General features: G+C 71.7%; 19 protein-coding genes. 15 read left to right on the top strand and 4 right to left on the bottom strand.

The features are described from left to right. The first annotated feature begins 160 nt into the window (after positions 1–160). The 8 genes from ABZU75_RS36725 to egtD all read left to right on the top strand — a co-directional run bounded on the left by ABZU75_RS36725 (position 161) and on the right by egtD (position 9,935). Complete coding sequence (locus ABZU75_RS36725; protein WP_355564789.1) at positions 161–1,378, top strand: ABC transporter substrate-binding protein; 1,218 nt, start codon at positions 161–163, stop codon at positions 1,376–1,378. Positions 1,379–1,396: 18 nt separating this feature from the next. Beyond that, positions 1,397–2,362 carry a sugar ABC transporter permease gene (locus ABZU75_RS36720; protein ID WP_355564786.1) on the top strand — a complete coding sequence of 322 codons (966 nt, stop codon included), beginning with the start codon at positions 1,397–1,399 and terminating at the stop codon, positions 2,360–2,362. Beyond that, complete coding sequence (locus ABZU75_RS36715; RefSeq protein ID WP_355564783.1) at positions 2,359–3,207, top strand: carbohydrate ABC transporter permease; 849 nt, start codon at positions 2,359–2,361, stop codon at positions 3,205–3,207. The genes ABZU75_RS36720 and ABZU75_RS36715 overlap by 4 nt, the downstream gene beginning before the upstream one ends. A 156-nt stretch (positions 3,208–3,363) precedes the next feature. After that, complete coding sequence (locus ABZU75_RS36710) at positions 3,364–5,142, top strand: DUF2264 domain-containing protein (protein WP_355564780.1); 1,779 nt, start codon at positions 3,364–3,366, stop codon at positions 5,140–5,142. Between the two features lie 295 nt (positions 5,143–5,437). Beyond that, complete coding sequence (egtA, locus tag ABZU75_RS36705; RefSeq protein WP_355564777.1) at positions 5,438–6,697, top strand: ergothioneine biosynthesis glutamate--cysteine ligase EgtA; 1,260 nt, start codon at positions 5,438–5,440, stop codon at positions 6,695–6,697. A gap of 70 nt (positions 6,698–6,767) precedes the next feature. Next, positions 6,768–8,117 carry an ergothioneine biosynthesis protein EgtB gene (gene egtB / locus ABZU75_RS36700; RefSeq protein WP_355564774.1) on the top strand — a complete coding sequence of 450 codons (1,350 nt, stop codon included), beginning with the start codon at positions 6,768–6,770 and terminating at the stop codon, positions 8,115–8,117. Next, complete coding sequence (egtC, locus tag ABZU75_RS36695) at positions 8,118–8,834, top strand: ergothioneine biosynthesis protein EgtC (RefSeq protein WP_350920487.1); 717 nt, start codon at positions 8,118–8,120, stop codon at positions 8,832–8,834. Between the two features lie 120 nt (positions 8,835–8,954). Then, positions 8,955–9,935 (top strand): L-histidine N(alpha)-methyltransferase, encoded by a 981-nt coding sequence (gene egtD / locus ABZU75_RS36690; protein WP_355564770.1) that lies wholly within the window; start codon positions 8,955–8,957, stop codon positions 9,933–9,935. A 63-nt stretch (positions 9,936–9,998) separates the two neighbouring features. Here egtD and ABZU75_RS36685 read toward each other — a convergent pair whose 3' ends face one another. Further along, entirely contained in the window at positions 9,999–11,201 is a 1,203-nt protein-coding gene (locus ABZU75_RS36685; protein ID WP_350920493.1) for an ROK family transcriptional regulator, read from the bottom strand. Between the two features lie 146 nt (positions 11,202–11,347). Here ABZU75_RS36685 and zwf point away from each other — a divergent pair, with 146 nt between their 5' ends. From zwf to ABZU75_RS36650, 7 genes are all read left to right on the top strand, one after another. Further along, positions 11,348–12,823 (top strand): glucose-6-phosphate dehydrogenase, encoded by a 1,476-nt coding sequence (gene zwf, locus ABZU75_RS36680; RefSeq protein ID WP_355564766.1) that lies wholly within the window; start codon positions 11,348–11,350, stop codon positions 12,821–12,823. Between the two features lie 50 nt (positions 12,824–12,873). Then, on the top strand, positions 12,874–14,742 hold the full coding sequence (gene edd / locus ABZU75_RS36675; protein ID WP_355564763.1) for a phosphogluconate dehydratase: 1,869 nt from the start codon (positions 12,874–12,876) through the stop codon (positions 14,740–14,742). Between the two features lie 43 nt (positions 14,743–14,785). Further along, the gene (gene glk / locus ABZU75_RS36670; protein WP_355564760.1) at positions 14,786–15,742 is read left to right on the top strand and encodes a glucokinase; all 957 of its coding nucleotides are present in this window, start codon (positions 14,786–14,788) and stop codon (positions 15,740–15,742) included. Next, positions 15,739–16,356, top strand: coding sequence for a bifunctional 4-hydroxy-2-oxoglutarate aldolase/2-dehydro-3-deoxy-phosphogluconate aldolase (gene eda, locus ABZU75_RS36665; RefSeq protein WP_355564757.1), 618 nt, complete (start codon positions 15,739–15,741; stop codon positions 16,354–16,356). The genes glk and eda overlap by 4 nt, the downstream gene beginning before the upstream one ends. Positions 16,357–16,602: 246 nt before the next feature. Further along, entirely contained in the window at positions 16,603–17,844 is a 1,242-nt protein-coding gene (locus tag ABZU75_RS36660; RefSeq protein ID WP_355564754.1) for a TIGR03118 family protein, read from the top strand. 430 nt (positions 17,845–18,274) lie between these two features. Next, positions 18,275–18,892, top strand: coding sequence for an AAA family ATPase (locus ABZU75_RS36655; RefSeq protein ID WP_355564751.1), 618 nt, complete (start codon positions 18,275–18,277; stop codon positions 18,890–18,892). A 69-nt stretch (positions 18,893–18,961) separates the two neighbouring features. Beyond that, complete coding sequence (locus tag ABZU75_RS36650; protein WP_350920514.1) at positions 18,962–19,288, top strand: cupin; 327 nt, start codon at positions 18,962–18,964, stop codon at positions 19,286–19,288. A 114-nt stretch (positions 19,289–19,402) separates the two neighbouring features. Here the strand turns inward: ABZU75_RS36650 and ABZU75_RS36645 are convergent, their stop codons facing one another. From ABZU75_RS36645 to ABZU75_RS36635, 3 genes are all read right to left on the bottom strand, one after another. Then, on the bottom strand, positions 19,403–20,104 hold the full coding sequence (locus tag ABZU75_RS36645; RefSeq protein WP_355564747.1) for an NAD-dependent deacylase: 702 nt from the start codon (positions 20,102–20,104) through the stop codon (positions 19,403–19,405). Between the two features lie 132 nt (positions 20,105–20,236). Beyond that, positions 20,237–21,124, bottom strand: coding sequence for a carbohydrate kinase family protein (locus ABZU75_RS36640; RefSeq protein ID WP_355564744.1), 888 nt, complete (start codon positions 21,122–21,124; stop codon positions 20,237–20,239). A 25-nt stretch (positions 21,125–21,149) separates the two neighbouring features. After that, positions 21,150–21,571, bottom strand: a 422-nt coding sequence (locus ABZU75_RS36635) for a substrate-binding domain-containing protein (protein WP_355564741.1), incomplete at its 5' end; no start/stop codon positions are given.

Below are 21,571 nucleotides of genomic sequence, written 5' to 3'. Positions count from 1 at the left end.
GCGACGGGGCGTCCACCCGGCGCCCCGCTCCCCGGGAACCACACCTCACGAATGACCCACACCTCCCTCTCCTCCGTGTTACCAAAGCGTTTCTCAAGGGGACTGAACTTTTTTCACACCTTACATTATCCTCCGTTGCACCCCCCAACAGGAGGAAGAAATGATCAGGAGAGTCACAGGGGCCGCGGCGGGTATGGCACTGCTGGCCGGGCTTGTCGCATGCGGCGGCGACAACGGGACGGCCTCGGAGGCCACCACACTGACCTACTGGATGTTCCAGGACCGCACCCCGCAGGCGGGGGAGGTCGTCGAGAAGCTGCGCACCGACTTCGAGAAGGCCAACAAGGTCACCGTCAAGATCGTCAAGATCCCCAAGGACGACTACAACACCAAGCTGGGCAGCGCCGTCGCCGCCGGCACCGTCCCCGACGTCGGCATCCTGGACCAGCCGCTGGTGGCCAGGTACGCGCTCGACGGCACCATCAGGGAGATGCCCGCCGGCACCGTCGACGAGAAGACGTACTACGCGGGCGCCCTGAACACCAACAAGGTGAACGACAAGATCTACGGCCTGCCGCTGGACCACACCGCGGTGGCGCTCTTCTACAACAAGAAGCTGGTGCCGACGCCGCCCAAGACCTGGGACGAGCTCAAGCAGACGGCCGCGAAGGTCCACCAGGACGATCCGAAGGTCGCGGGCATGGTGGTGCCCAAGGGCGACGGCTACGGCGGCTGGATGTGGCCGGGCTTCCTCGCGGGCGCCGGCGGCTCCCTCGTCGACGAGAAGGACAAGAAGATCCTGTTCGACCAGCAGCCCGGTGTCGACGCGCTCCAGCTCTGGGTGGATCTGCTGCCGTCCTCCCCCAGGGCGATCACCGACTCGGACAAGGCCTTCGAGAACGGTCTGGCCGGCATGATGATCTCCGGCCCGTGGGACGTGGCCAACATCAAGGAGCAGTTCCCCGACCTGGAGTTCGGCACCGCCCCGCTGCCGTACAAGACCGAGCCCGCCGGCAACATCGGCGGCGAGAACGCGGTGGTCTTCAGCAAGGGCAAGAACCCCGAGCTGGCGTGGAAGTGGCTCACCTTCCTGACCAACGCCGACAACAACACCACGCTGGCTCAGGCGCTGGGTGGCTTCCCGACCAATGTGGCGGCGGCGGAGAGGGACGTGGCCACCTTCGGGCCCGACCAGGCGGCCTTCCTCGAGCAGCTCAAGGTCGCCCATGCCAGGCCGGCCCTGCCGGAGTGGATCCAGATCAACGACGAGATCATCGCCCCCGCGATCGAGTCCGCGCTGAGCGGCAAGGTCACCTCCCAGCAGGCGCTGACCGAGGCGGCGACCAAGACCCGCGCGCTGCTCGGCTGGAACGGCTAACGCGAAAGCGAGGCAAACGTGGCATCTCCGGTGCTGGCTGACAAGCCCGCCGTGACGCCCCTCCCCGGGCGGCGCCGCCGCCCGGGTTTCGGGCGGCGCGACCACGTCATCGGGTGGCTCCTGATCGCCCCCGCGGTGATTTATTTCGTGATCTTCCTGCTCTACCCCGCGCTGGCCGCGCTGTACTACAGCTTCACCGACTGGAACCTGCGGTCGGCGCCCAACTGGGTGGGACTGGCCAACTACTCCGACCTGCTCTTCGACGACGTGCGGTATCCGCACTTCTGGAAGTCGATCCGGGTCACCCTGCAGTACACGCTGATCGCCGTACCGCTGACCCTGGTCACCGCGCTCGCCCAGGCGCTGCTGATCAACACGATCCGCCGCGGTTCCAACCTCTTCCGGCTGCTGCTGTTCCTGCCGGTCGTGACCGCCGAGGCCGCGGTGGGCGCCATCTGGCGCTGGCTGTACGACCCGCAGTACGGGCTGGTCAACAGCTTTCTCGGCCTGTTCGGCATCCCCGGGCAGAACTGGCTCAACACCCCCGAACTGGTCATCCCGGCCCTGTCGTTCATCGCCGCCTGGCAGTGCGGCATCTCAATGATCATCTACCTCGCCGGGCTCAAGGGCATCCCCGACTCGATCCGCGAGGCCGCGATCATCGACGGTGCGGGCCCCGTCCAGCGGTTCCGGAAGATCGTCGTGCCGATGCTGCGTCCCACCACCTTCTACCTGCTGGTCACCGGCGTGATCGCGGCGCTGCAGGTCTTCGGCCTGGTGTATGTGATCTTCTCGGGCGGCGGCGGCAGGAGCGTCACCGGCGGCCCCGAGCAGTCGGGCCTGACCTACGTCCTGCACCTGTACCTGTTCGCGTTCCGCTACGACGCGATGGGCGCGGCCTGCGCGATGTCGTTCATCCTGTTCCTCTTCATCATGATCATCACTGCCCTGCAGTTCAAGTTCGTCAAGCAGGAGGCGTCGTGAAGACGGCCGGGAAAGCACGGCTCGCGCCCGTCTACATCGCCCTGGTGCTGCTGGCGGCCATATCGGTGATCCCGTTCCTGTGGATGCTGGCGACCTCTTTCAAACACGGCTCGGACGTCTACACCAAGGTGCCCAGCCTGCTTCCGCTGGATCGCAAGACCGGTGAGTGGTCGCCCACGCTGGAGAACTACGAGCACGTCCTGCAGGTCGGCGGGCTGGGCCAGGCGTTCCTCAACAGCGTCTGGGTCTGCCTGATACTGGTTCCGGGCAAGCTCCTGGTCGACGCGCTGGCCGCCTACGCCTTCGCCAGGATCCCCTTTCCCGGCAGGGACAAGCTGTTCGTCGTGCTGCTCGCGGGCATGATGGTCCCCACGATCACGCTGCTGGTGCCACGCATCCACGTCACCCAGGCGCTCGGCATGTTCGACTCCGGATGGGGCCTGATCCTGCCCAACGTCGCCTCGGTCCTGGACATCTTCCTGCTGCGCCAGTTCTTCATGTCGCTGCCCGGCGAGCTGGAGGAGGCGGCGCGCATCGACGGCGCGGGACGGATGCAGATCTTCTGGCGCATCATCATCCCGCTGTCGAAGCCGGTGCTCGCGGTCGTGACGATCACCAGCTTCATCTTCCACTGGAACGACCTGGTCTGGCCCCTGGTGGTGCTCAACGACCCCGAGCTCTACACGCTGCCGCTGGCCCTGCAGCAGCTGGCCAGCAGCGAGTCCGGACGGGCGTACTACATCATGGCGGGCGCCGCCCTGGCGGTCATCCCGGTCATCGTGGTCCTGCTGATCTTCCAGCGCCGCATCATGCAGGGGATCGCGTTCACCGGGCTCAAGAGCTGACCGCGCTCTCAGCGCGGGTCCGGCCCGGACGGCAGGGCCTCCGGCGGCCACGATCGCCGATCACCAGAGGAGGGTTCCGCGACAGTGGAACGATCAGCCACGTCATCGGCGGCGCCGGGGGCGGGCGGGAGCGGGACACCGCGTGACCGTGAGGACATGCGCCGGCTCGTGACCGAACTCGTCCTGCCACTGGTCCCCCACCTCAGTCCGGGTCGGGCGCGACTTCGGCTCGGGAGCAACACGGCCCACTACGGCGACGCGGCCGCCGAACTGGAGGCGTTCGCCCGCCCGCTGTGGGGGCTGGCGCCGCTGGCGGCCGGAGGGGGATCCTTCGAGCACTGGGAGCTCTGGCGCCGAGGGCTCGCCACCGGGACGGATCCCGGGCACGAGGAGTTCTGGGGGGCGGTGACCGACGTCGACCAACGGCTGGTGGAGACCGCCGCGATCGGCCTGGCGCTGGCCCTCGCGCCCGAGGCCGTGTGGGACCCGCTGAGCGGCCGGGAACGCGACGGCCTCGCGGCCTGGCTGCTCCACTCGATGAGCGCCGAGGCCGTCGACAACAACTGGCAGTTCTTCCCCGTCATGGTGGGGCTCGGCCTGGACCGCGTCGGGGTGCGCTTCGACCCCGGGCCCAACCTCGCCCGTCTGGAGCGGCTGGAGTCCTTCGCGCTGGGCGGCGGCTGGTACAGCGACGGCCCCACCGCCCAGCGCGACTACTACGTCCCCTTCGCGATGCACTACTACGGCCTGGTCTACGCCGCCCTGGCCGCCGACCGCGATCCCGGCCGCGCCGGGCGCCTGCGTGAGCGGGCGGCGGCCTTCGCGCTGGACTTCCAGCACTGGTTCACCTCCGGGGGAGCCGCCGTGCCCTTCGGCCGGAGCCTGACCTACCGCTTCGCGCAGGGAGCCTTCTGGGGCGCCCTCGCCTTCGCCGGAGTCGAGGCCCTGCCGTGGGGGGAGGTGAAGGGGCATCTGATGCGGCATCTGCGCTGGTGGCTTGGACGGCCGATCCGCGACTCCGGCGGCCTGCTCACCCTGGGATACGGCTACGCCCAGCCCGCTCTCGCCGAGCAGTACAACGCCCCCGGCTCCCCGTACTGGGCGCTGAAGGCGTTCCTGCCACTGGCACTCGCCGCCGGGCATCCCTTCTGGACGGCCGATGAGGAGGCGGCGCGGGAACTCGCCGCGACCAGCGTCCAGCCGGAGGCGGGGGTCGCGCTGATGCGGTGCGAGCGGGGACGGCAGGTCGTCATGCTGAGCGCGGGGCAGCACCACACGTGGGTGCGGCACGGCGCGGCGAAGTACGCCAAGTTCGCCTACTCGACGTCCTTCGGGTTCAGCGTGCCGGGCGGCTCGTGGGGGCTGGAGCAGGGCGCCTTCGACAGCACCCTGGCGCTGAGCGACGACGGGACGCACTGGCGGCCCTGCGAGGTGCCCGAGGACTTCTCCTCACCCGGCGGCCTGCTCCACGCCCGCTGGACACCATGGCCGGACGTGGAGGTCGACACCTGGCTACTCCCGCGTCCTCCGTGGCACGTACGGGTGCACCGCCTGCGGTCGGGGCGCGGGCTGCTGTCGGCCGAGGGGGCGTTCGCCGTCGACCGAGACCCCGCCGCGCACCGCACCGCCGAGGGCCCCGGCCACGCCCGCCTCGACTCCCCCGCCGGGCTGTGCGTGATCGAGGACCTCCGCGGGACCCGGAGCGGGGAGCTGGTCCTCCCCCTGCCGGGTACCAACGTCATCGTCCCGCGCACGGTCATCCCCACACTGCGCGGCGAACACGAGCCGGGCGAGCACTGGCTGGCCTGCGCGGTCCTCGGCCTCTCCGGCCTGCGGTCTTCCGGCACCGGACCGGCCACGGGCTGGCCCGAGCCGCCCGGCCCGGAGGAGGTCTCGGCGCTTCTCCCCGGCGGCCACCCATTCGGGGACCGCTGACGACACCGCGCGGCACAGCGATACAGCGGCGCGGCCGGCGGCACACGGCCTCCGGCCCGGTCACGGACGCCGCGGCAGGTGACCGGCCGGATCGACAAATGTGTCGAAATCGCCCATAACGGGAACTTTCCCCCTAGGCACCTAACCGCTTCTCCGAACGTCTCACCGGACATGGCACCGCAATGCCCGGGAGCCGGAACAGAGCGCCACATCATCGTCACTTACCGACACCGCCCACCCCCTGAACATCGTACAAGTCTGTAGATCCGCAGATAAATGTTGAAAGGGGACGGGGATGACTGGTCTGGCGACCGAGAACACGCTGATCCGGAACGCCTCGGACGTGGAGGCCTTCGCCCGACAGTGCTTTCTCGCCTCCCCCGGCGAGCAACTGGGCGTCGAGCTGGAGTTCCTGGTCTTCGACCGCACGGCTCCCGCCCGCCAGGTTCCGTGGACCAGGATCGCCGAAGTCCTGCCGCCGCTACCCGGCGGGAGTGTGGTGACCTTCGAGCCGGGCGGCCAGCTGGAGCTCTCCGGGCCACCGGGCTCGCTGCCCGACGCGATCACCCGCCTCACCGCCGATGTGGCCGCCGCGCGCGGAGCGCTGCGGGACGCCGACCTGGTGCCGGCCGGGGTGGGACTCGACCCGCTGCGGCCGGCGTGGCGGCAGCTGCGCCTGCCCCGGTACGAGGCGATGGCGGAGTTTCTCGGCATGCCGTACGGGGCGCTGATGATGTGCTCGACGGCCTCGATCCAGGTCAATCTGGACCTGGGTACCAGACCCGCGACCCGGTGGGAGCGCGCCCACCTGCTGGGTCCCGTCCTGGTGGCGGCCTTCGCCAACTCGCCGCTCAGCGGGAGCCGGCCGTGCGGGTGGATGTCGGGCCGCCAGGCGGTGTGGGATCGGCTCGACCGCACTCGCACGGCCGCTGTCCCCGCCGGCGGCGACCCCGCCGCCGACTGGGCCGAGTACCTGCTCAACGCCCGCCTCATGGCCGTGCGCGAGGCCCCGGAGAACCCGGAGAACCCGGAGAGTCCCGAAGACGCGCGGTACCGCCCGGTCCGTGACGGCTCGACCTTCCGCGACCGGCTGACCGCGTCCGCGCGGCCGCCGACCCTGGCGGACCTGACCTACCACGCCACGACGCTCTTCCCGCCCGTACGGCCACGCGGCTGGCTGGAGATCCGCTACCTCGACGCCCAGCACCCGGCGAGCTGGCCGGTGTGCGCGGCGGTGACCCACGCCCTGGTGACGGACGACCGCGCGGCCGACGCGGCGCTGGCCGCGGCCGAGCCGTGCGCGGGGATGTGGCTGCGGGCGGCACGCCGCGGCCTGGCCGACCCCCTGCTGCGCAGGGCCGCCGACGCCTGTTTCCGCGCCGCCCTCGCGGCGCTGCCGAGGCTGGGAGCGACACCGGCCCTGGTCTGCGAGGTCGCCGCGTTCGCCAACCGCCACGTGAGCCCCGGCCGCTCCCCGGCCGCCGACCTGCTGAACCTGGCCGGCGGGCCGGAACGGCGCCTGCCCGACTGGCTGGCCCAGGAAGGACGGATCTGACGCCCTCGTCAAGGCCGGCTCGGGACCTGCCCGGGACCGGGGAGCGGAGTCTCCAGCACGGAGGTATCTGATGAGCGACCTCAAGGAACGGATCGCCGCCGGGCTGACCGCCGCACGGAGCCGGTCCACCGCCTACACCGACGCCGAGGACGACCTGCTGGTCAGGCAGCACTCGCCGCTGATGTCGCCGCTGGTGTGGGACCTGGCGCACGTCGGCAACTACGAGGAGCTGTGGGTGCTGCGGCAGGCCGGCGGGATCACCCCGCTCCGCCCGGAGATCGACGACCTGTACGACGCGTTCCGGCATCCGCGCGCGAACCGCACGGCCCTGCCCATCCTGGGACCGATGGAGGCGCGCCGCTACATCGAGGGCGTGCGCGGCCGGGTGCTGGACGTCCTGGACGCGATCGACCCGCACGGTCCCGACCCCCTGCACCGGGACGGTTTCGTCTTCGGCCTGGTGATCCAGCACGAGCACCAGCACGACGAGACGATGCTCGCCACCCTGCAGCTGTCCGGTGCACCCGGCCTGGTCCGCGACGGCGAACTGCCCCCCGGCCGGCCCTCGGGTACCGACGAGGTGTTCGTTCCCGCGGGTCCCTTCACGATGGGCACCGACACCCTGTCGTGGGCCTACGACAACGAGCGCCCGGCCCACCGGCTCGACCTGCCCGGCTACTGGATCGACAGGCTCCCCGTCGGCAACCGCGCCTACACGGACTTCATCGCCGACGGTGGCTACGACGACCCCCGCTGGTGGTCTCCGCAGGGCCGGCTCTGGCTGCAGCGGAGCCGCGCCTTCGCCCCGCTGTTCTGGATCGCCGATGGCGGCACCTGGTGGCGCACCCGCTTCGGCCGGACCGAGCCCGTCCCCATGGACGAGCCCGTCCAGCACGTGTGCTGGTACGAGGCCGACGCCTACGCCCGGTGGGCCGGCAGGCGGCTGCCCACCGAGGCCGAGTGGGAGAAGGCCTGCGGCTGGGACCCCGAGGCCGGGCGGGCGCGGAGATATCCGTGGGGGGACGACGATCCCGGGCCCGCCACGGCGAACCTCGGGCACAGGGCGGCACGGCCCGCACCGCTCGGTGCCTTCCCCGCGGGGGCGGGCGCCTACGGCACCGAGCAGATGATCGGGGACGTGTGGGAGTGGACCGGTTCGTGGTTCCTGCCCCATCCCGGCTTCCGCAGCTTTCCCTACCCCGAGTACAGCGAGGTGTTCTTCGACTCTCGACACCGGGTGCTGCGCGGCGGATCCTGGGCGTCCGACCCGGCCGTGGCCCGCACCACGTTCAGGAACTGGGACCGTCCTGCCCGCAGGCAGATCTTCTCCGGCTTCCGGTGTGCCCGCTCGGCCTTCCCCGAGGACTCACCAGGGGAATCCCCGGAGCACTTCTCCGGGCGCTCACCGGGGCAGCGGTAGATGTGCCGCCACGCGGCCTGGCTGGGCGCTCCCCGTCCGCTGTCCTCGCTGATCCACGAGCCCGGCCACGGCCTGCTCCGGCAGTCCCACGCCCCGCGCCTGCAGCGCTACGGCACCGTCAACGCCGACGGCTTCGGCATGGGCTGGTACGACGCCTCCCGCGCCGAACCGGTCCGCTACCGCCGTACGGTCCCCATCTGGGCGGACGCCAACCTGACGGACCTCGCACGGGTCGCCCGCTCCGGCTGCCTGCTGGCCGCCGTACGGTCGGCCACCGCCGGGATGCCGATCGAGGAGAGCGCGACCGCGCCCTTCGCCGACGGGCCGTGGCTGCTCAGCCACAACGGCCGCGTGGCGCGGGAGGCGGTCAGGGAACTCGCCGAGGACGCGGAGAGCTCCTGCGACTCGGCGTGGCTCGCCGCCGCGGTGTTCACCCGGCGGCGCGCGGGCGACCCGCTCGGCGAGGCCCTGATGGAGGTCGTCACCCACGCCGGGGTGAAGGATCCCGACGCCCGGCTGAACCTGCTCGCCTGCGACGGCCGGTCGATCGCCGCGACCGCCTGGGGCGACACACTCTTCCTCCACCTCGGGGACCACCCGCGCGACGGCGTGCTCGTGGCGAGCGAACCGCTGGACGACCGGCCCGGCTGGCAGGCCGTACCGGATCGGACCCTGGTCCTCGCCTCCGCGGACGGCGTGCGCGTCCAGCCACTGTGACAGAGCCGTGACAGGGCCGCGACAGCACCACGACAGGGAGGAGGCGGACCACAGGAAAGCACAGCACCCCGGTCACGGACCGGCGAGCGGGACCCGTGACCCACAGCCCCAGGAGGCCCCGTGTCAGTCAGCCAGTCAGCCGTACACCTGGTGGACCATCTCGGCCGCGACCACCTTCACCAGGCACTCGAACACGACGTCCGCACCGGGCTGACGTCCACGCCCAAGTGGCTGCCGCCCAAGTGGTTCTACGACGAGGCCGGCAGCGAGCTGTTCTCCCGGATCACCCGGTTGCCCGAGTACTACCCCACCCGCCGCGAGCTGGCCATCCTGCGCCGGCACGCCCTCGACATCGCCACGCGCTCCGGCGCCGACACCCTGGTCGAGCTCGGCTCGGGGACCAGCGAGAAGACCGTGCTGCTGCTCGACGCCCTCTCCGCGACGGGGACGCTGCGCGTCTACACCCCGGTGGACGTCGACGGGGCGACCCTGGGCGACGCCGCGCGGTGGCTCGCCTGGCGCTACCGCGGCCTGACCGTCCGCGCGATCTGCGCCGACTTCGAGGCGCACCTGGCGTTGCTGCCCCGTACCGGACGGCGGTTGGTGGCCTTCCTCGGCGGCACCGTCGGCAACCTCGCCCCGGCGGCACGCGAGGTCTTCCTGAAGGAGCTGCGTGCCACGCTACGCCCCGGCGACACCTTCCTGCTCGGCGCGGACCTGGTCAAGGACACCGACCGGCTGGTCGCGGCCTACGACGACGTGAGCGGGGTGACCGCCGCCTTCAACCGGAACGTCCTGCACGTGATCAACAGGGAGCTGGGCGCCGACTTCGACCCGGACGCCTTCGAGCACGTCGCGCTGTACGACGCGCGGCACGAGTGGATCGAGATGCGGCTGCGCGCGAGCCGCGCCATGCGCGTGCGGATTCCCGATCTCGGCCTGCGGGTCTCCTTCGTGGCCGGGGAGGAGATGCGCACCGAGATCAGCGCCAAGTTCCGCCCTGAGGGCCTGCGGCAAGAGCTGGTCACCGCCGGATTCGGAATGATCGGCCATTACACCGACCCGACCGGTGACTTCTGCCTCGTCCTGGCCGGCACCTGATCGCTGATGGCCTGACCGCCAGGCGGCGGAGCCCGGCGGGGCGGTTCGTCAGGCCGAGGGCTGTCAGGCCAGGGAGCGAACGGGGCGGACCGCCTGCCAGACCGCGGAGTCGACGGCCTCGGGGGAGAGGATGTGATCCAGGACCATGTGGGCGCAGCCGATGATCCCGGCGCCCGGGCCGAGACGGCTGCGCTCGATGCGCAGGTTACGGGTCGCCAGGGCCGTCGAGCGGCGGTGGATCACCTCGCGAACCCCTGAGACCATCGGCTGGAAGGTCTCCGCCACGTCGCCGCCGAGCACGACCACCGCGGGGTTGAGCAGGTTGACCGCGCTGGCGACGACCTCGCCGAGCATCCGGGCGGCGTTGCGGACCACGGTCATGGTCTCCGCGTCGCCGGCCCGGACCAGGCTCACCACGTCGGCCATGGTCTTGACCTCGTGCCCCCGGGCACGGAGCTCGCGCAGGATCGCGGTGCCGCTGGCGACCGAGTCGACGCAGTCGATGTTGCCGCAGCGGCAGAGCACTCCCCCGCCGTCGCGGACCGGGATGTGCCCGATCTCCCCGGCGGCGCCCAGCGCCCCCCGCAGGATCTCGCCGCCGGCGATGACGCCGGAGCCGATCCGGGTGGAGACCTTGATGAACAGCAGGTCGTCGGCCTCACCCGCGTAGATCGCGCGGTGCTCGCCGATGGCGATGACGTTCACGTCGTTGTCGAGGAGGACGGGAACGGGGAAGCGCTCGGCGATGATCGGCGGGATGGCCACCCCCGTCCAGCTGGCCATGATCCGGGCACTCTCGGTGCGCCCGGCCGCGAACTCGACGGTGGCCGGGACACCCAGGCCGACGCCGCGGACCAGGGAGGCCGGGCGGTCGCCGAGCAGTTCACTCCAGGTCTGCATGACCAGTGGGAGGACGACGTCAGGGCCCTCCTCCACGTCCACGGACAGTCCGGCGCGGGCCACCACCTCGCCCGCCAGGTCACAGACGGCGACCTGCGCGCGGCTCGCGCCCAGCGAGCCGACCAGGACGAGGCCACCCGAGGCGTTCAGGACCAGGCGGGTGGGCGGACGGCCTCCGGTGGAGGGGCCCTCGCTGTCCTCCACGACGAGGCCCTGCTCCAGCAGCTCGGTGACGCGCAGGGACACGGCCGGCCTGGACAGGCCGGTGACGCGCCCTATGTCGGCGCGTGTGACCGCCTCACCGGAGCGGATGAGGCGTAGCACCTCACCGCTGGTGGCCAGCGCGGCAGCGGGACGTCGAGGCATCGGCTAAGTGAACCACACCTACTTAGGAAATGAAAACGTCGCACTTTCTCATCTCAAATGACAAAACTCGGCTTGTGTAGAGCGCAAGATATGGCTACTGTCCGATCTATCCCTAATTTCGGTAGATCATCACGGAGCGCTCCCCCATGTCCGAGACCCCGCAACCCGCCGACCTCATCGTCTTCGGTGGCACAGGCGACCTCTCCATGCGGAAACTCCTCCCGGCGCTCTACCACTCCGACCGCGACGGCCTCCTCGCCCCCGCGACCCGCGTCATCGCGATGTCCCGCGGCGGGCTCGACGACGCCGACTTCCGCGGCAAGGTGGACGCGGAGGTGCGCGACTCGGTGCCGGTGGACGACCCGGGCACCTGGCAGCGCTTCCTCGGCCGCCTGCACCACGTCAGCGTCGACATCGGCGGCCAGGACCCGACCGGGTGGGCGAGGCTCACCGGGCTGCTCGCCGGGTACGAGCACCGCGCCCGGGTCTTCTACCTGGCCAGCCCGCCCATGACGTTCGGCCCGTTCTGCCGGGAGGCACACCGCGCGGGTCTGGTCACCCCCGCCTCACGAGTGGTGCTGGAGAAACCCCTCGGGCGCGACCTGACCAGCGCGCTGCGCATCAACGACGAGGTCGGCGCCATCTTCGACGAGCGGCAGGTCTACCGCATCGACCACTACCTGGGTAAGGAGACGGTCCAGAACCTCCTCGTGCTCCGGTTCGCCAACGCGTTCCTGGAGCCGATCTGGAACTCCCTCTGGATCGACCACGTCCAGATCACCGTCGCCGAGACCGTGGGCACCCCTGGCCGGCGCGGCTACTACGACCACGCGGGCGCGCTCCGCGACATGGTGCAGAACCACCTGCTCCAGCTGCTCTGCCTGGTCGCGATGGAGCCCCCCTCGCGCAACGACCGCGAGTCGATCCGCGACGAGAAGGTCAAGGTCCTCCAGTCACTGCGGGCCGTCACCGGCGGCGAGGTCGACCGTTTCACCGTACGCGGCCAGTACACGGCGGGCGAGTCCGGCGGCGCCCGGGTCCCCGGCTACCTCGACGAGCCCGACCGCACCGCCCCCACCGAGGCCTCCCGGCGGGTGGAGACCTTCGCCGCGATCCGCGCCGAGGTGAAGAACTGGCGCTGGGCGGGGGTGCCGTTCTACCTGCGCACCGGCAAGCGGATGCCGTACCGCTGCTCGGAGATCGTCGTGCAGTTCAAGGACGTGCCCCACTCGATCTTCCCGGGCAGCACGCCCAACCGGCTGGTGCTGCGGCTGCAGCCGAGCGAGGGCATCCAGCTGAACATCATGGCCAAGGAGCCCGGCGCGGGCGAGGTGGCGCTCAAGCCGGTCCCGCTCGGCCTCAGCTTCGCCGAGACCTTCACCGGCCGGGTGCCCGACGCCTACGAGCGACTCCTCATGGACGTCCTGGCGGGCAACCCGACCCTGTTCATGCGGCGCGACGAGGTCGAGGCCGCCTGGCGGTGGATCGATCCGATCATCAGCGAGTGGGAGTCGCGGGGCACGGCCCCCGAGCCGTACCCGGCGGGCAGCGCGGGCCCCGCCTCGGCCCACGAACTCGTCGGCCGCAGCGGCCGCACCTGGCACGGGGAGGGACTGGCTTGAGCGGCCGGGAACAGCACACAGACCGAACCGACCGTGACGCAGGAGGCCGGATGCATCCCGTGATCCAAGAAGTGACGGACCGCCTGGTCGGGCGGAGCCGCCCCAGCCGTACCGCGTACCTGGCCCGGCTGCGCTCCGAGGCCGAGGCGGCCCGCCGGCGCGGTCCCGCCAGGGCGAGCCTGGGCTGCGCCAACCTGGCCCACGGCTTCGCCGGCGTGGGAGAAGGCGACAAGCGCGACCTGCGGGCAGGCGTCAAGCCCGGTGTGGCGATCGTGTCTAGCTACAACGACATGCTCTCGGCACACCAGCCCTACGAGACCTACCCGGCGATCCTCAAGGCGGCCGTCCGGAAGGCCGGCGGCGTCGCGCAGTTCGCCGGCGGCGTGCCCGCGATGTGCGACGGCATCACCCAGGGCCGGGCGGGCATGGAGCTGTCGCTCTACAGCCGCGAGGTCATCGCGATGGCCACCGCGATCGCGCTCTCGCACGACATGTTCGACGCCTCCCTCATGCTCGGCGTCTGCGACAAGATCGTTCCCGGCCTGCTGATCGGGGCGCTGCACTTCGGCCACCTGCCCGCGGTGTTCGTCCCCGCCGGGCCGATGACCTCCGGCCTGCCCAACAAGGTCAAGGCCCGCACCCGGCAGCTGTTCGCCGAGGGCAAGGTCGGCAGGGACGAGCTGCTCGACGCCGAGGCGAAGTCCTACCACTCCCCCGGCACCTGCACCTTCTACGGCACCGCCAACTCCAACCAGGTCATGATCGAGGTCATGGGCCTGCACCTGCCGGGCTCGACCTTCGTCAACCCGCGCACCGAGCTGCGCGAGGCCCTGACGAAGGCGGCGGGCAGGCGGGCGGTGGAACTGACCGCGCACGGCGACGAGTACACCCCGGTGGGCGAGGTCGTCGACGAGAAGGCGATAGTCAACGCCTGCGTGGCGCTGCTGGCGACCGGCGGCTCGACCAACCACACGATGCACATCGTCGCCATCGCCGCGGCGGCGGGCATCGAACTCCTCTGGGACGACCTGGCCGCGCTGTCGAAGGTCGTGCCGCTGCTGACCCGCATGTACCCCAACGGCCAGGCGGACGTGAACCACTTCCAGGCCGCGGGCGGCATGCAGGTGCTCATCGGCGACCTGCTGGACGCCGGGCTGCTCCACGGCGACGTGCTGACCGTCGCCGGGCGCGGTCTGGACCACTATCGCTCGGCCGTCGAGCTCAAGGACGGCGAGCTGGTCTGGGAGGAGCGCACCGAGGGCAGCACCGACCTGGACGTGCTGCGCCCGGTCTCCGACGCGTTCTCCGCCGACGGCGGCATCCACATGCTCAACGGCAATCTGGGGCGCGCGGTCAGCAAGGTCTCCGCGGTCAAGGACGAGCACCTGGTCATCGAGGCCCCCGCCAAGGTCTTCGACGACCAGCTGGAGCTGCTGCGCGCCTTCGACGCGGGCGAGCTCGACGGGCAGGACTTCGTCGCGGTCATCCGATACCAGGGACCGAGCGCGAACGGCATGCCCGAGCTGCACAAGCTCACCCCGCCGATGGCGGTGCTGCTCGACCGGGGACAGCGGGTGGCGATCGTCACCGACGGCCGCATGTCCGGCGCGTCGGGCAAGGTCCCCGCCGCCATCCACCTGTCGCCGGAGGCCGCCGACGGCGGCCCCATCGCGCTGGTGCTGGACGGCGACCCGATCCGCCTCGACGCCGCCGCCGGCACCCTGGAGCTGCTGCTCCCCGCCGACGAGCTGGCCGCCCGGTCCCCGCATGGCGCGCCGCTCACCGACGCCCAGTGGGTGGGCACCGGCCGCGAGCTGTTCGGCGCCTTCCGCCGCGCGGCGGGCCCGGCCGAGCGCGGCGCGGGCATCTTCCCCCTGAACGGCCACGCCGAGGCCGTCGCGAACGGCGGCCGGGCATGACCGCGCACACCGTCTCCCCCGTACGGCCCGCGAAGGAGATCATGTGAGCCTTCCCTGGCTCGTCGCGGACGTCGGCGGCACCAACGCCCGGTTCGGACTGGTCACCGAGGCCGGTGGTCAGCCCGATACGGTGGCCGTGCTCGCGGGCGCGGAACACGATGGCCTTCCCGAAGCCGTAGCCGCTTATCTCGCAGACCATGCGGGCGGAGTTCGGCCGGGAGCCGCGTGCATCGCGATCGCAGGGCCCGTGGACGGTGACCGCTACCGGCTCACCAACGCCGGGTGGACGGGGTCGGTGAGTGAGCTGGGCATCCCGAACGCCTGGCTGCTCAACGACTTCGAGGCCCTGGCCGCGTCCCTGCCGTACCTGCGGGGCGAGGACCTGGTCTGTCTGGGCGGCCCGGAGCCCTCGCGCGGCGTCAAGGCCGTGCTCGGGCCCGGAACCGGCCTCGGCGTGGGCGGCCTGGTGCCCGCCGCCGAGGGCTGGGTGCCGATCCCCGGGGAGGGCGGCCACGTCACCGTGCCGCTCCTCGACGAGCGCGACCACGAGATCGTCCGGGCGCTGCGCGCGGACGGCATGGAGCACGTGGTGGCCGAGCACCTGCTCTCCGGGCCGGGGTTGTCGCGCCTGCACCGGGGGCTCGCCCTCGTCCGCGGGGTGGACGCGCCGAGGCTGTCGGCCTCCGACATCGTGGCCCGGATGGACGACTCGCTGTGCGCGCAGACCATCGAGGTCTTCTGCGCCATGCTCGGCACCTTCGCCGGCAACGTCGCCCTGACCCTCGGTGCCCGGGGCGGGGTCTACCTGGGCGGCGGCGTGCTGCCACGTATCGTGGACCGGGTCCGCTCCAGCGACTTCCGCCGCCGCTTCGAAGCCACCCCCACCCTGAACGACTACCTTTCCGGCATCGCCACCACGCTGATCGTGGCCCCACAGCCCGCCCTGGTCGGCGCGGCGGCGTGGCTGAACCAACACCTGTCCAACCTGGAGTACGTGTGAGTAGCCTGCTCGACATCGCCCCCGTCATCCCGGTGGTCGTGATCGACGACCCGGAGACCGCGGTCCCCCTGGCCCGCGCCCTGGTAGCGGGCGGCCTGCCGGCCATCGAGGTCACCCTCCGCACCGCCGCCGCCCTGGACGCCATCGCGCGCATCGCCGCCGAGGTCCCCGAGGCGGTGGTCGGCGCGGGCACCGTCCGCACCCCGGCCGACGTGGCCGCCTCGGTGGCGGCCGGTTCCGCCTTCCTGGTCAGCCCGGGAACCACCCCGAAACTTCTCGACGCCCTTGCGACCGGCGGGGTGCCGTTCCTGCCCGGCGCGGCGACCGCGTCCGAGGTCATGGCGCTGGCCGAGCGCGGGGTGACCGAGATGAAGTTCTTCCCGGCCGAGGCCGCCGGCGGCCTGCCGTACCTGAAGGCGCTCGGCGGCCCGCTGCCGCAGATCAGGTTCTGCCCGACGGGCGGCATCAGGCTCGCGACCGCCCCCGACTACCTGGCACTGCCGAACGTGGGCTGCGTGGGCGGTACCTGGCTCACCCCCGCCGACGCGCTCGCCACCGGTGACTACGCACGGATCGAGAAGCTGGCCACCGAGGCGGCCGCCCTCCGCCGCTAGCTCGCCGGCAGGACTCCGCGGGCGTGCCTGTCCTCCCTTGGCTCGCCCGCGGTCATGAGCCGGCCGTGACCCGGTGTGACGCTCGTGAGATCAGGCCCATGGCCGCCCTACCCGGCGGCCATGGGCCATCCCTTTTCCGCTCGGCCGGCTCCTCGCCGGTCCCGGCCACCGGGAAACGGGCTGAACCGGGTACGGACCCCGCGCGTATCTCGCGGCGAAAGGCACTCCCTCACAGAGGAGCCATGAATGCGAGTACGCATCGTCACGATCTGCGCCACGGTTCTGGTCGTGGGCGTCGCCGGTACGGCGTCCGCCGGAACCCAGCAGGCGCAGAACGGAGCGAAACAGGCCCGAGCCGGAACCGGTCAGGCGAAATCCTGGACCGGCCACGCGCAGGCCGGAACGCAACGCACGCAGAGCCGTTTCTCGGTCACCAACCTGGTCTCGGACGTCAGCGGACGGGCGGCGGTCACCGACCCCGCACTGATCAACCCGTGGGGACTGGCCATGGGCAAGACCCTCTGGGTCTCGGCCGCGGGCAGCGGCCTGGCCACGGTCTACTCCGGCGGCGCGGGCACCGTGAAGCAGGAGAGGACCCAGGTCCGCGTCCCCGGCGGCAGGCCCACCGGGCAGGTCGTCAACATGGGCGAGGAGTTCGTCGTCAAAGGACCCGGCGGTTCGGGACCCGCGACGTTCATCTTCGCCAGCCCCAGCGGGGCGATCACCGGCTGGAACGCCGAGGCCGACCCCGATGACGCGATCATCAGCGCGTTCGTGAAGGGCGCCGACTTCAAGGGCCTGGCCCTGGCCCAGACCAACCGGGGGCCGCTGCTGCTGGCCGCCGACTTCGCGGGCAACCGGATCCACGTCTTCGACGGCGACTTCGAACGGATCATGACCAGCCGTCGCGCGTTCCGCGACCCGGGCCTGCCTGACGACTACGCGCCGTTCAACGTGGAGGTCGTGGGCCGCTCCATCCTCGTCGCGTACGCCAAGCGCGACCCCGAGACCGGCAAGTCGGTGGCCGGGCAGGGCAAGGGGTTCATCAGCCAGTTCAACGGCTCCGGCCGGTTCGTCGGCCGCTTCGCCGCGCGGGGGGCACTCAACGCGCCCTGGGCGATGACGCCGGCCCCGAAGGGGTTCGGCGCCCACTCCGGAGCCCTGCTCGTCGGCAACTTCGGCGACGGCCGGATCAACGCCTACAACCCGCGCAACGGCCGCCCGCTCGGCCCGCTGCGCTCCGCCGACGGCAGGCCCATCACCCTGGGCGGCCTGTGGGACCTGGAACCCGGCACGGACGCCGTCGGCGGCACCGGCTCCCTGTGGTTCAGCGCCGGCAGCGACGGTGGCACCCACGGCCTGCTCGGCCTGATCCGGCCCGCGGGCGCCGCCACCCCGACGGCCTCCCCCTCCGGCGGCGCCTCCCCCGCGCCCTCGCCCTCACATTCAAGCTCCCACGGCTCCGGTTCCGGCAACTCCGGCTACTGACGGACGGCCGACGGGCACGAGGGCCCTGGGCCTCGCAGGCGGCGCCGGCACCCCACCGCCAAAAGGTGCCGGCGCCGCGCGTTTACCGGAGAGTCTCCTTCCGGTGACCGCGCCACCGCCCGGATTCCCCTACCCTTGAACGAACGAGGGGAGTACTTCCCAAGAACCGCCCCGGTCAGTACGGACGCCCTGTGGCGTCCCCGGACGGTTGCCCGCGAGGTGCGGGTGAAGGAGACCTCGAATGACCGAGCGCATTCGAGGAGCGAGCATGCCCACCGACGGTCTCCCGCAGGTACCGCCTTCCCGGTGTTCCTCCGCTCGGGCGCAGTCCCCTCCGGTGCCCGCCGAATCGGCGGCGAACCGGATTCCACCGTGGCGGTGCCCCGGGACACATGATGGGGGGAATCCCCTTTCCTGCGAGGTGCACCCGATGGCCACCACATCGGCCGGCCAGTCCTCCGTCGAGGAGCTGCACTATCCGGCCGGGACGCTGGTGCTCCTCGCGGGGCTCCCCGGTGCGGGCAAGAGCACCCTGCTCGACCGGCTGTACGGGCTGCGCGGCGACGAGAGGGAACCGGTCCGCGCCGGTGAGGTCCGCGTCATCGACTCCCGTCAGTCCCGCAACTGGTGGGCCCGCTATCTCGGCCCGATCCCCCCGCGAGCCCGCACCCCGATCGTGCACACCACCCATGTGGCGCGGATCGCCCGCGCCCTGCTGCGAGGGCACGGCGTCGTCGCGCACACCCGCGGCACCTGGCCGCACATCCTGTACGGCTTCGCCTGGCTGGCGCGCGGGGTCGGCAGCGAGATCCATCTGATCCTGCTCGACGTGGAGCCGAGCGCGGCCCGCGAGGGACAACTCTCGCGCGGCCGGGTCGTCACGGGCACCACCTTCGCCCGGCACTGCCGCCGCTGGCGGGTGCTCATCGAGCGCGCCCGCGGCGGCGTGCTCCCCCCGGCCACGGGCGTCACGATCCTCGACCGTCCCGCCGCGGACCTGCTCCGGGCCATCCGCTTCGGCGAACGGCCCCCCACCCGGGACGGATGACTTTACCTCCGCCTGGCGCTGCGCATTCCTCACCCAGGGCAGGCTCAGAACGACCGGGAGGAAACCTCAATGATCGACGTACTGGCTCTCGCCGAGGAACATCTCGCCCTCGCCAGGGAGAGCGCGCACGGCCGTAGCGCCCACACCTACCTCAACGAGGGCACGCTACGCCAGGCGGTCATCGCGCTGATCGCCGGAACCGTCCTCGGTGACCACGACGCCCCGCCGGCCGCGAGCCTGCACGTCCTGTCCGGGCGGGTACGGATCGTCGAGGAGGGGCAGAGCGTCGAAGTCAGCACGGGCCAGGCCACCCCGATCCCGCAGCGACGTCACTCACTTGAGGCCGCCGAGGATTCGGCGGTCATCCTCACCAGCGTCGTCAACATCTCCGTGTGAGGCCTGCCCGGGGCGTACCCGGCGGATGGCCGTCATCCTCCTCCGTTCGATCCTGACGGCTCCCGTTCACCGGACACGGCGCCCCGCCCGGGGGTCGTCCGCCGGCCCCCTCCGTCAGGCGAGAGACGAGCAGAGGCGGGGGACCGCGACGCCGATGGGGTCGCTGATCACCTCGTCGGCCAGGTGGTCGTAGGGGGTCGGCTCGGCGTTGACGATGACCAGCCGGGCGCCCGCTCCGACGGCGATGCCCACCAGGGAGGCGGCGGGCTGCACCTGCAGCGAGGTGCCGACGGCGACGAACACCTCGCACTTCTCGGCCGCCTCGATCGCCCGGGTGAGGGTGGCCGTGTCGAGGGCCTGGCCGAACATCACGGTGGCCGTCTTGAGGATGCCACCGCAGTCGCGGCAGGCGGGGTCGCTCTCGCCCGCGAGGATCCGCTCGACCGCCTCCCGCGTGGTGGAGGTGGCGCCGCAGGCGGTGCACAGGGCGCCGAACATGTTGCCGTGCAGCTCCAGCACCCGCTCGGGCGGCGACCCGGCCCGCTGGTGCAGGCCGTCGACGTTCTGGGTGATGATCCACGTGTCGGGCAGGCTGGCCAGGGCGCGGTGTGCCGCGTTCGGCTCGGCCCGCCAGGCGGGATTGTCGCGGCGCATCAGCCACGAGCGCCGCCGGATCTCCGGATCGGCCATGTAGTGGTCGTAGGTGACGAGCTTCTCGTGATCGGGATCCTTACGCCACACGCCGTTCGGCCCTCGGTAGTCGGGAATCCCGGACTCGGTGGAGATCCCCGCGCCCGTCAGCACCGTCAGCGTCATGGGTCGATCGTAGAGCCTTCCCTGTCCGCGGAACGGTGTGCCGGCGAGTCGGACGTCTGCCGCGACGGGGAGGCCGGCCGCCGGGATCCGCGCGGCGACCAGGCCCGCGTGGAGCTCCCGGTCGGAGAAGGGTCACCCGGCACGATCGAGGAGGTCCGGCTCGCTGATGGGGTTCTCGTGGGTGCCCTCCGACGTGCAGGCGTGGGCCCCGGCGAGGGCCCCGAGGGGGATGGAGTCGTCGAGGGAGCGCCCGGAGAGCAGGCCGTACAGTACGCCGGAGACGAACGCGTCCCCGGCGCCGTTGCTGTCGGCCACCGGCCCCGGCAGCGGTGCCGCGGGGAAGCCTCGCAGGCCGTTCTCGTCGAGGACGTGGCAGCCCTCCGCGCCCTCGGTGCAGACCACGGCCCTGGCCCGGCCGCGCGCCAGGATGTCGCGCATGACCTCGTCGCGGCGCGGGCCGAGGGCGGTGGCCGACAGGAAGACCAGGTCGGAGGAGTAGGCGAAGTCTCTGTGGTGGTCGTTCTCGCCGTCCCAGTCGTGCAGGTCGGTGGAGACGGACCCGGAGCCCAGGTCGGGGTAGACGTGCCGGGAGAAGTCGGTGATCGACACGTGGACGTGCCGGGCCGCGCGGACCGCGTCCAGGTAGAGCTCCCTGGGCAGCCGCTCGCCCGCCGCGGCGCGCGGGTCGAACAGCGAGGTGCGCCGCCCGTCGGGGCCGACGAGCAGGATGCTGCGCCGGGTCCCCTGCGGGGCGAGCGCCCAGCCGGCCTCCACACCCCTGGCCTCGAAATGGGCCCGGATGAAGCGGCCCTGCGGATCGTCGCCGATCAGGTCGACCAGCCTGACCCTCAACCCGAGCGCGTGACAGCCGAGGGCGACCCCGCTGCCGGTGTTGCCGATCCGGTCCACCACCGGAGGGACCGCGTAGGTGTCGGCGTACGGCAGGGGCAGCGAGGGCACGTAGGCGGTGGTGTCGACCCCGGTGCCGCCGATGACGACGACGTCGTGACCGCTGTTCATCTCGGACCTTTCACGGCAAGCGTGCCTAGCGGTTGACCAGCGGGCCTGAACCGGTCGAGCGGCGCACGACGAGCTCGGGCTGGAACATCAGCTCGACGTGCTTGGCGCGGACCCCGTTGATCTCCTCCAGGAGGGTGGCCACCGCCGCCGAGGCCATGGCGCCGATGGGTTTGCGCACGGTGGTCAGCGGCGGGTCGGTGAACGCGATCAGCGGCGAGTCGTCGAACCCCACCACCGACACCTCCCCCGGCACCGAGAGCCCCCGGTCACGGCAGGCCCGGATCGCCCCCAGCGCCATCAGATCCGACGCGCACACGATCCCCGTACAGCCGCGCGCCAGCAGCTGCGCCGCCGCCGCCTGCCCGCCCTCCACCGAGAACAGCGAATGCGAGATCAGCTCATCGACCTCCGTCGCCCCCAGCAACTGCGCCATCGCCCGCCGGTACC

The sequence above is a fragment of the Streptosporangium sp. NPDC005286 genome (assembly GCF_040607515.1).
Lineage (GTDB): Bacteria > Actinomycetota > Actinomycetes > Streptosporangiales > Streptosporangiaceae > Streptosporangium.
This window is presented reverse-complemented; position numbering and strand designations above follow the sequence as displayed.

What these genes read in the sequence shown, in the direction of transcription:
- ABZU75_RS36645 (WP_355564747.1), bottom strand. Translation starts at nt 20,104, where the DNA reads ATGACGCTGACGGTGCTGACGGGCGCGGGGATCTCCACCGAGTCCGGG.
- ABZU75_RS36650 (WP_350920514.1), top strand. Translation starts at nt 18,962, where the DNA reads ATGATCGACGTACTGGCTCTCGCCGAGGAACATCTCGCCCTCGCCAGG.
- egtC (WP_350920487.1), top strand. Translation starts at nt 8,118, where the DNA reads ATGTGCCGCCACGCGGCCTGGCTGGGCGCTCCCCGTCCGCTGTCCTCG.
- egtB (WP_355564774.1), top strand. Translation starts at nt 6,768, where the DNA reads ATGAGCGACCTCAAGGAACGGATCGCCGCCGGGCTGACCGCCGCACGG.
- ABZU75_RS36710 (WP_355564780.1), top strand. Translation starts at nt 3,364, where the DNA reads ATGCGCCGGCTCGTGACCGAACTCGTCCTGCCACTGGTCCCCCACCTC.
- egtA (WP_355564777.1), top strand. Translation starts at nt 5,438, where the DNA reads ATGACTGGTCTGGCGACCGAGAACACGCTGATCCGGAACGCCTCGGAC.
- ABZU75_RS36725 (WP_355564789.1), top strand. Translation starts at nt 161, where the DNA reads ATGATCAGGAGAGTCACAGGGGCCGCGGCGGGTATGGCACTGCTGGCC.
- edd (WP_355564763.1), top strand. Translation starts at nt 12,874, where the DNA reads ATGCATCCCGTGATCCAAGAAGTGACGGACCGCCTGGTCGGGCGGAGC.
- ABZU75_RS36660 (WP_355564754.1), top strand. Translation starts at nt 16,603, where the DNA reads ATGCGAGTACGCATCGTCACGATCTGCGCCACGGTTCTGGTCGTGGGC.
- zwf (WP_355564766.1), top strand. Translation starts at nt 11,348, where the DNA reads ATGTCCGAGACCCCGCAACCCGCCGACCTCATCGTCTTCGGTGGCACA.
- ABZU75_RS36685 (WP_350920493.1), bottom strand. Translation starts at nt 11,201, where the DNA reads ATGCCTCGACGTCCCGCTGCCGCGCTGGCCACCAGCGGTGAGGTGCTA.
- ABZU75_RS36655 (WP_355564751.1), top strand. Translation starts at nt 18,275, where the DNA reads ATGGCCACCACATCGGCCGGCCAGTCCTCCGTCGAGGAGCTGCACTAT.
- ABZU75_RS36640 (WP_355564744.1), bottom strand. Translation starts at nt 21,124, where the DNA reads ATGAACAGCGGTCACGACGTCGTCGTCATCGGCGGCACCGGGGTCGAC.